We start from the raw sequence: 9,332 nt of genomic DNA on the forward strand, positions 1-9,332 counted from the left end.
CGTGAAAGCAATACTTGTAGAGTCTTCCCCAACTTCTAAAAATGGTGTTTCCGACCGTAATGCTCGGTCAAAACTTACCGGGAGATTTGTAGACTTCGGTGAAAAACCTCCCTGAGTCGATTCCAACGTTGCATCCACAGGTACGATTTCCCCATCGGCATTTTTAATTTTCACCGTGTCATCATAGGCGGTGAGCTCATATGTACCAGGCTCATTCCCTTCCGTCACGACCACATGATCTCCTGTAATGTCTTCTACAGGCAGGTAATCCGGCTCGGAATCAGGTGCAACCAGTTCAGCATTCTGTTCCTCATTAGTCGATGAAGTAGACGCTTTTCTTTCATTTTCTTCAGCCTTTACTCCTTCTCCCATTGGGAAAGAAGATAATACAAGTGTCACGACTAAGAACCATGACAACATTTTATGACTTAACTTATACATACATAACCTCCATATTTTTCATTAAATGTTATGAAAAAGACAACATGACATCATGAATCTTACACAAAATTAGAAAAATAGGGAATAGGAAATTACATATTCGACAATGAAAATATAATGAAAATGTAATCTTGAAATATTTTTGTATTATTGTTTCAATATAACCGCGTTTATTTATGAAATAGAGAAACTATCTGCCACACTTAAGAAATTTTAAAACCATAAAAAAGTACTCAACATACTATTGAGTACTTTAAACACTAACTTGGGGCTCACATCTAGTAGAAACGATGAAAAGAGAGTCCTTTTTTAAGAAAAGCGATGCGCATTGATTTTTTCATTTGATAGAATGAGTTCAAAAAAGCACAAACGAATGACAATAAACAAGATACATCAACTAGTCCGATCTATAAGGATGGAGAGAGTCGGTCGGAGGCGACACACCATCTATAGACACATACGTCGTGCTCCTCCATGCCATATCGCACTATCATGAACGGGATGATTTTCAGTGAGACGTTGATATATGCGGGAAGCAGCTATCGATTTACCACTGACCTGGATCTAAAAAAGAAGCAATAGATGAAATGAAATTCCAAAACAAAGAACGTTTTTGACAGATTTGGTCGACGAACTTTCGTGTGCAACACCTTCTAAGGTTTTCAAGAACAGTATTCGATTTGTACATAAACTCGTCACTGTTTGCCATCCATAACACGAGATACACTTAAATCAAAAAAGGAGTTATCTCATGAATCTTCAAGAGTGGATTAGACTGTTTTACAAGACGGAAACACTGCGATTTGATCACCTTTGGACATACTTAAATACGACACCCCAAGAACTTGAAGCGTACATCGATCGACTCAATCCTTGGTTGAACATCGCTTTGAAGTCCTCTGATGGCATCTATGACGCGGAAGTCATCGATCAACTTGAGCATTACCTGCTTCGTCGATTCAACAAACGAAAAAAGAAAGTCAAAGTCACGCTCGAGGTCGAGTTGGAACTCCCGGAAGATGCTTTCAATTTTTCTCGGACCGAAAAAATGAGAATGATTGAACGGGTCACAAACCACATGGAAGCCCAAAACTTGAAGAATTGGCGCATTGTGAGGATGCAGCGGATATAATTGATTGATGTGTATGTAGATCTATCTAAGTATATACGCCTATACATACTATGTACGAAAGAGTAGAAAATGAAATTCACTTATTTAGTCCTATCTCTAGTCGTACTACTGATAGCCGGATGTACCAGTCTTCCACGAATGAGAAAGTGGAAGAAACTGCTCCACAAACCGAGACGGTAGTCGCGACGACTGAAGCGAGCACTGACGAGTCAAAGAGAGATGATTTAAGTCTAGAGAATGTATAAATAAGGAGCGTCTTAATGAAAATTGATTTCCTATCAAACCATCCTGACAAAATAAAAGAAGTTTCTGAGATAATCTATGAAGAATTCGTAATAAATACCGGAAGCATCATGCGATATGATGATGTACGCAATCACTTTTCAAATACGGGTACTCACGCATTCCCTATCACCCTTATCGCCTTGGAGAATGAGCATTGCTTAGGAACGGTTTCAATATTTGAAAACGATCTAAAGAGTAGAGAAATGTATGGACCTTGGCTTGCGTCCCTATACACGAAGCCAGAGTGTCGTAACCGGGGGATAGGTCAGAAATTAATTGCGCGAACTCTTGATGTGGTCAAAGAGTTGGGATTCCCTGAACTTTATTTAAGAACGGAACATGCATCTGTCTATTACAAAAAAAGAGGTTGGGCTCATGTCGAAACTGTGAGATTAGATTCAGGGGAAGAAATTGACGTATTCAAAATCACTTGTATCTAACTTTTAAGTTTAAATATAGCCATTCGATAAAAGATGATCGAACAATGATCATAATCGAAAATTAAAACAACAACCCCTTCATAAAAAGACATTCTCCACCCTTAAGAGAATGTCTTTTCGTGTTTAGTTTCGTCTTCCGTGCACTTTATCGAGCCGAATCTTCTCGATCAACGCGTGGATGATCTGTTCGTTTCTCCCAGCGAAATCTTTGTTGAAGGGAATCCGCTCCCCTTCGAACATAAAATAATCAAGCTGGTATGGGAACATCCGATGTCGTATATACCAATCTGTGTTTCAAGAAATGTTCTAGTACCTTTTTTTCAAACTCTCTAGAATAGCTTATACCTCTAAAAGCCTTTTGGTATCGCATGTAACTTTTGTCGGATATCAGATTATAAAGTTGACGTCACGTCTACTTTTGGTGATTCCATAAGAACGATTGATCAAAAAAATATACATTTTATCTTGCACATTTGACGTATAAATTGCTTAGATTAGCGACTTTATTCGGTTTGTTTCATATAGTCGCTTTCGATAATTGACATGATAATCTCATCTGAATAAACATCATCGTAGAACAATGCCTCTCTTAAAACACCTTCTCTGATAAAACCAGCCTTCTCATAGGCTCTGATGGCTCGTAAATTATGACTAAATACTTCTAACTGTAACCGATTCAGTCTAAGTTCCTTAAAAACAAATTTTAAAACCAGTCGAGTTGCTTCTGAACCGAATCCTTTTCCTGTTAGACCAGTAGCAGCCATCGAGATTCTAAAGCCTGCTTTTCGATTTTCCTCGTCTATATCAAAAATCGATAACTCCCCAATCATCTGATTGGTTCCATTGAGACAAACAGCAAAATCATAACGTGATGTATCTTTTTTTATGTTACTGATGTGCTTGTGAATTTGCTCGAGAGTGAATGAACACTTTGTCCCAGTCATATATCTAATTTCTTGATCTTGAGTGGCATTTAAAAAAATCTGTGCATCTGATTCTTTTAACAAACGTAGATAAATTCTGTCACTGATTAAATTCATAGCCATTCCCCCCTAAAAGTCAGTGTTTCCTTAAATATTACTTGTTTTATTTCTATCTTTTTACGCTACCGAAGAGTCGTTTAAAGAAACCAGGCGATGATGGTTTGCGTTCTAACTCTCTAGATGACGTGCTAGTCACACTAAGTTCAATTTGATTGTGGCCTACTGATTTTTGCTGCAGTAGCATCGACGTCAGTTTTCCAATGTAATCCGTCAATTCAAATTCGAACCCACGATCTACATCCGGTCTCCCACTACTAGCATGGGCTCTTTCATGAAGAAGTGTACCTGCAAAAGCCTCTAACGATCTTAACTGAGACCGTGCAATCAAAATCGTCCCACTATCGCTTTGCCACAGTCCAAGTGTCTCATTCCGATCAAATGCAAAATGAATCCTGTCTACTAATTTCACGTCAGTTACATGAGGCGGCAAGTTTCCGATGAGCCCTAAAATATGTTCTTTCATGTTCCAAATTGATCGCTCTTCCTCACTTAACATCTCTAATGGGATCACTTCATACGTTAAATTCTCACGCATCTCTTCCACAAAGGTACGTATATCTCGAATCGGATTCCCTGTAATATCTTTTGTATTGGCCAAAGCACTGCTCAAATTATCAGGAATGGTCACGATGCGATAATCATACCCACTCACATCATCAGCAATCGAAGAATGATGCATGGCTTCAGAAGGGGTCATGAAAATGACATCTTCACGCGCATTCAAAATCTTACACGAATGGATGGCTACATCTTTCCAGGATAGTTCGACGGGCATCTCACCTGCAGTAAATCGATTTAATGACTCAACAAGCATTTTGGTCGTATGCGGTTCTTGGTTCTCTAAAAGAATTTGTTTGACCCTCGTCGAATAAGCAGTTCTCCCGACATTGGTACGTTCCCGGTTCAGTTCTTTTTTCATTGCCTTCGTTAACGACGTAATATTATAGGAGAACAAAAAGTTCTCTTCTTCGGCTACTTTCACACCATTGATGTAAATATTTGACGTTTCGCCTCTTCTTTTTAAAATCTCACCGTATTGAACGGCCGAGAGTGTTTCTTCATTACTGAATACGAGAAACAGTTGTTTGGCCTTCTGAACCTCATCTTTCGGTACATTTGTCAGAATAAACTCTGTTCCTTCAAAGCGGGGGTCAAGCGGTTCTTCGATGTAGGCATGGAGTGTCATCACATCCTCAAAAGCATGCTTGGTGCTTTTCCCTAATGTAAATCTTCCGTGTTTCGATAAAATTTCGACACCGATACCGTGGCGATCGAACGTCGCCATGGCGTCTTTGAGACCTACACCGAATCGGCCGATTAGATTGGGATGGCTTAACTTCTCCTGATTTTCATTCTGTGTGAAGTGTATGTATTGTAGCCCTCGTCCGAAATCACGAATTCGCCATTTCCCGTCATTACCCAAATTGATTTGAATCTCCTCAGTCTGGGTGATGGTCTGTTCATCTAGAGCGTTTGCGATGATTTCTCGAAGCGCATGATACACTTCCCAGTTCTCCAGGACTTGTTCAATATTTAAATCAAACTTTTTCATCCTCACTTCTCCTTTTTTGTGTATATACAATTCAAGATACTCATAATTGAAAAATTATCCAACATACCATAATTATAATCCTCTATTTGTTAAATAGCTCTTCAATTATACGTGACTATGAATATACCGCATCGGGGTTTTCTGCATCGAAAAAATGAAAGTAGACTTGGTTTTAATTTCTTCACAGTTTATATATAAGATCTCTAGTAGCGTCCTCTACTCATTATTTCCGTCGAATAATGTCGAACTTCTACCTGAAATTCTTAAATGGACAAATTTTAAAAAACACTATTTTCTATTGTCTTAATTTGTAAAATTATGCTTTAAAGAGTATCCGATTATTATATACTCGCTAGTGGAGGAGGAATGGATATGAAATTTTATAAATCAACCTGGTTTATCGTCCTAATGCTAATCTTTTTATTCCCTGTCGGACTTTTCTTGATGTGGTGGCATCAAAAATTTACGATAGCAAGACGCGTGCTGATCACGGTCTTCTTTCTATTGTTCTGGGGATGGGCATTCAGCTTAGAAGAACCCGCGATCAGTGCGGAACAGTGTGAGCAAGGAGTCGCTGAAGTGAAGGAACAACTTACGAGTCTTCAAGCGGAATATGACGATATGAAGCTGGTGGTCAAAGACTATAAGACCGAAATCGCATCCTTAACCAAGAAATTAGAGGACGCCGATAAAGTCACGGCGCAAGAAGTAAAAGAAGCAGAAACAAAGATGCAGAAGAAACACGAGGCTGAGCTTAAGAAAGCCATTGCGAACGCTGAGAAACAGGCAGAGAAAGAAGTCGCTGCTGCACAGACGGAAGCGAAAAAACAGATTGCCGCTGCAGCCGCAAGTACAGAGACCGAGCAGAACACTGTTGTCGCGACAGAAAGTGAACCAGTAGTGGCCGCAGAACAGAGTGGAGACGTCTCAAGCGTCGACACGAACGGCAACGGACAAGTGACGATCCAAGAAGCCAAAGATGCTGGATTCAGTATGCCAATCAGAAGCAGCCATTGGTTGTATCCTTATATGCAAGACAATGACGGAGATGGCATGGTCGGAGAGTAATCATGCTCATGCGACGAATCAAATAGAGTCATATTAATCAAACGCATCCTCGTGAAATCGAGGGATGCGTTTTTTGTCCTGCTTCGTCCTGCAATCTTTATACGTGGTGGCAACTGACTTTGAAACGTCTTTCACTATTAAGACTCACGACTCTCTTTATCAACATCTCGTTTAGATTTTAAAGCGAATCAGTCTTCAAAAGCTAAGGGGTTAATATATAGGTCATCAATCATTAAACATAGTCATCTGTTATAGAAATGAACATGTTTAATTCATTTGAATACAGTTTAAATAGGTTATACTAAGATTAAACATAGTCATATCCGAACGAAATGACTATGTTTAATTCATTATAATGATTAATGAGGGGATTCCTATGCGCAATTATAATTATCAGTACCTGGCCGAGCTGGCCTTACCGATGGAGACCGTACGATTGATCGGTCGTATCAATGAATATAAAGGCAAACAAGACCTCTATAAACAACAGGCGCCTCAAATCCTGAACACCTTGCGTGACGTGGCGGTCATCCAATCGACAAAGGCTTCCAATGCGATTGAGGGGATCGTTGTGACAGAGAGTCGCTTACACACCATCATGTCGAAGACTTCGGACCCGGCCGACCGCTCGGAAGCGGAAATTGCCGGTTACCGGGATGTCTTGAACTTGATCCATGCGTCGGCTCAGGACATCCCGCTCAACCCGAACATCTTGCTCCAGCTTCATAAGGAGCTCTACAAGTTCGTTCCGATTGAGGGCGGGCGATGGAAGAATGTCGACAACGAGATTAGCGAGACCTTCCCCGACGGTACACGTCGTACACGCTTCGTACCTGTTCCAGCGTTTGAGACACCCGCTGCTATCCAAGCCTTGTGCGATAGTCTGAAAGAGCGTCGTCAAAACGAGGACGTCGACCCGCTCATCCTGACAGGTATGTTCGTGCTCGACTTTTTATCCATCCATCCGTTCAATGACGGGAACGGCCGCATGGCCCGTCTCGTGACCTTGTTGATGCTCTATCAATATGGCTTCGAGGTCGGCCGTTATATCAGTCTTGAAAAGATTGTCGAAGAACGAAAAGAGGACTACTATGAGTCCCTTCGGCTATCATCCATTCACTGGCATGAGAATCGTCAAGACCCGTTCCCATGGATCAACTATCTTTTGAGCGTGATTCTTGCGGCCTATAAAGAGCTTGAGGAGCGCGTTGGCATCGTCACGTCAGGCAGTCAAAACAAGACCGTTCGAATCAGGCGCTTCGTCGAAGGCAGAATTGTCCCGTTTACCAAATCAGATATTCGACAAGCCTGTCCCGACATCAGTGAGGCGACCATCAACCGTGTCCTTCGTGAATTACGTGATGAAGGGATCATCGCCCCATCAGGACTTGGACGAAGCGCGAAATGGATCAAACAGTGATTATATGAATACGTGACATTAATTTTTATATAAAAAACACCATTCGGCCGAATGGTGTTTTTTACGTGTCGTTAGACGCGCCCACGCTCTTGCTTTTGACGTTGCTCTTACGCTCCGTGCCTCCCGTCAGAAAGGGCCAGGAACATAGAGATGCGGCGGTGAGCCAGCAGCTCTTGTTATCGGGCCGTCAGGGGGGCAGCGGTGCGATGAGCGACTTCGCCACAAGGCGTTAGACGCTCACGCATGAGCCCGGATCACCATTCCTTCTCCCATGCCCCGTCTTCAGGCACACCCCAATCCTCGAACCGATACTTGATGAGCCAATGGACATGCATCACCTCATATTCGAATACACCCTTAGATAATTCCGAGACGACGAAACTGACGTCCAATGTAACAAATGCGGTGAAAGAGGTCGTGACGGGGAAACGGGCGGACTATGGATTCAAGTTCCACTCGAACGGCAATGAGATGACACAATAGAAGAGACAATAGTAGATGGATTTTATATAGAGTCAAACGGAGACTCCATAGAAATCCTAGCTCCTAAACCAACAGTATCTGTGCAACGCCGTGCATTGTTTAAAGCTCTTTCAAAGTTTATAGAGCAGGGACGTGTACAAATCCGTAAACCTAAAGATGACAAAGATACTAAAGGAGACTTAGTTGAGACGGTAAAAGTTAAATCAAAAAATAATAACAACAAAGCCAGGTCTAGATGCAGCAAAAGCATACATGCAAAAACAAGGACCATATCCCATTCCCAAATGTATTACCAGGCGCCAAAAAAACGCTTATACTAAAGAATGAGAGATTTGGGCATATGTTATATCGTCATGACCTTAGATATTGGATCGGGACGTCCGGTCCTGGAAAATCAAAGCCGCAGACATTTTTCCAACCCGATACAACAAACACACAGATATTAAACGCCCTTTCGAAAACTCTTCATGGGAAAAAGTCAAAGATTGCAAATAACTTTTTGAAAAATAAAGGCGAGACATTCTTTCAATATGACGTATATGTAGATGGTAAGGGGTATTCAGAAGTACGCTGATGTGTCAAATAAGAATCCACGAGTAACGCAATTCTATCCAAAAATACAGTATTGGAGGTACTGAAGTTGAATATCTGTAGCATTAAAAACCTAGTCGTCATGTATCGAGAGATGAATTCTGAACAGGAAATCTCTTTGCTAGAATTACTCAATGATAAAGAAATGAAACTTTTTGATTTTCTAGAGAATGAAGAGCTGTCGGGTGAACTCATATACTATATCAAGTACTCAGACGATTCAGAACAAATCGTAACTCATGATAAGGCCGAACCTGACTTAAGCGAAGGTACATTCAGGTTGTTCGATTTCGCTCAACGCTGGCTGACCGTATACGAATGGCGAGACTCCAAAGAATTTGAAACAAGACGAGAATTCCTCAAGTTCGATTCCCTCTATGAGGGTCTTAGATTCTTGGTTGATCCTGAAAAATGGTCCTCTCTGAGGAGCTCGAAGAACATTTGGGACCAGATACAAAGGGACTGGACGAGCATGAAAATTCAGATGAGCGCTTAGAGATGTATTTAAGAAGTGAGAAAGACTACTTATTTGAAGAAAAATGGAATTCAAGAGAAGGAATCAAAAGTGGTCGTTACTATGATCCATATCTAGAGCGATGGATTAACGTCCCAGAATCATATATTGCATTGAGGCCCTTCGTCCTAGGGGTGACTTATTAAAAATGAGAAACTAAAGTAAGAAAAAAATGCCCTTCACATATAAATTGAACTGAACCCCGAATGAAGGACACTTGAAATAAGTGACCCATTTGAACTGAACCAAAAAAGTTAGACACTAAATAATTTGTCAGGCGACTTCGAGAACCTGGGTCCGGTATTCCACCGGGCTCAGGTTTTTTAGTCGTTTCTTGATGCGACGATGATTGTAGTACTCGAT

The 9,332-nt window shown here is 41.1% G+C and carries 6 protein-coding genes and 1 pseudogene; 4 read left to right on the forward strand and 3 right to left on the reverse strand.

Annotated features, from left to right (window positions below; genetic code table 11):
- The first annotated feature begins 1,192 nt into the window (after positions 1-1,192).
- Both EVJ21_RS14365 and EVJ21_RS14370 read left to right on the forward strand, forming a co-directional pair.
- Positions 1,193-1,573, forward strand: a complete 381-nt coding sequence (locus EVJ21_RS14365; RefSeq protein ID WP_071398606.1) for a hypothetical protein — start codon at positions 1,193-1,195, stop codon at positions 1,571-1,573.
- A gap of 260 nt (positions 1,574-1,833) precedes the next feature.
- Complete coding sequence (locus EVJ21_RS14370) at positions 1,834-2,298, forward strand: GNAT family N-acetyltransferase (protein ID WP_071398607.1); 465 nt, start codon at positions 1,834-1,836, stop codon at positions 2,296-2,298.
- A gap of 503 nt (positions 2,299-2,801) precedes the next feature.
- Here the strand turns inward: EVJ21_RS14370 and EVJ21_RS14375 are convergent.
- Together EVJ21_RS14375 and EVJ21_RS14380 are read right to left on the reverse strand one after the other, a co-directional pair.
- Positions 2,802-3,338, reverse strand: a complete 537-nt coding sequence (locus EVJ21_RS14375; protein WP_071398608.1) for a GNAT family N-acetyltransferase — start codon at positions 3,336-3,338, stop codon at positions 2,802-2,804.
- A 52-nt stretch (positions 3,339-3,390) separates the two neighbouring features.
- Positions 3,391-4,893 (reverse strand): ATP-binding protein, encoded by a 1,503-nt coding sequence (locus EVJ21_RS14380; protein ID WP_071398609.1) that lies wholly within the window; start codon positions 4,891-4,893, stop codon positions 3,391-3,393.
- Positions 4,894-5,811: 918 nt separating this feature from the next.
- On the opposite strand from EVJ21_RS14380, the pseudogene EVJ21_RS15605 reads away from it, so the two are divergent.
- Together EVJ21_RS15605 and EVJ21_RS14390 are read left to right on the forward strand one after the other, a co-directional pair.
- Positions 5,812-5,961: pseudogene (locus tag EVJ21_RS15605) on the forward strand (DNA/RNA non-specific endonuclease); the annotation flags it as partial.
- A 376-nt stretch (positions 5,962-6,337) separates the two neighbouring features.
- Entirely contained in the window at positions 6,338-7,381 is a 1,044-nt protein-coding gene (locus tag EVJ21_RS14390) for a Fic family protein (protein WP_071398611.1), read from the forward strand.
- Between the two features lie 1,861 nt (positions 7,382-9,242).
- Here the strand turns inward: EVJ21_RS14390 and EVJ21_RS14395 are convergent.
- Positions 9,243-9,332, reverse strand: a 90-nt coding sequence (locus EVJ21_RS14395) for an IS3 family transposase (protein ID WP_131441643.1), incomplete at its 5' end; no start/stop codon positions are given.

The sequence above is a fragment of the Exiguobacterium sp. SH0S2 genome, from assembly GCF_004337185.1.
Classification (GTDB): Bacteria; Bacillota; Bacilli; order Exiguobacteriales; family Exiguobacteriaceae; genus Exiguobacterium; species Exiguobacterium aurantiacum_A.

Coding starts and splice junctions, on each gene's coding strand:
- EVJ21_RS14390 (WP_071398611.1), top strand. CDS start 6,338: ATGCGCAATTATAATTATCAGTACCTGGCCGAGCTGGCCTTACCGATG.
- EVJ21_RS14375 (WP_071398608.1), bottom strand. CDS start 3,338: ATGAATTTAATCAGTGACAGAATTTATCTACGTTTGTTAAAAGAATCA.
- EVJ21_RS14380 (WP_071398609.1), bottom strand. CDS start 4,893: ATGAAAAAGTTTGATTTAAATATTGAACAAGTCCTGGAGAACTGGGAA.
- EVJ21_RS14365 (WP_071398606.1), top strand. CDS start 1,193: ATGAATCTTCAAGAGTGGATTAGACTGTTTTACAAGACGGAAACACTG.
- EVJ21_RS14370 (WP_071398607.1), top strand. CDS start 1,834: ATGAAAATTGATTTCCTATCAAACCATCCTGACAAAATAAAAGAAGTT.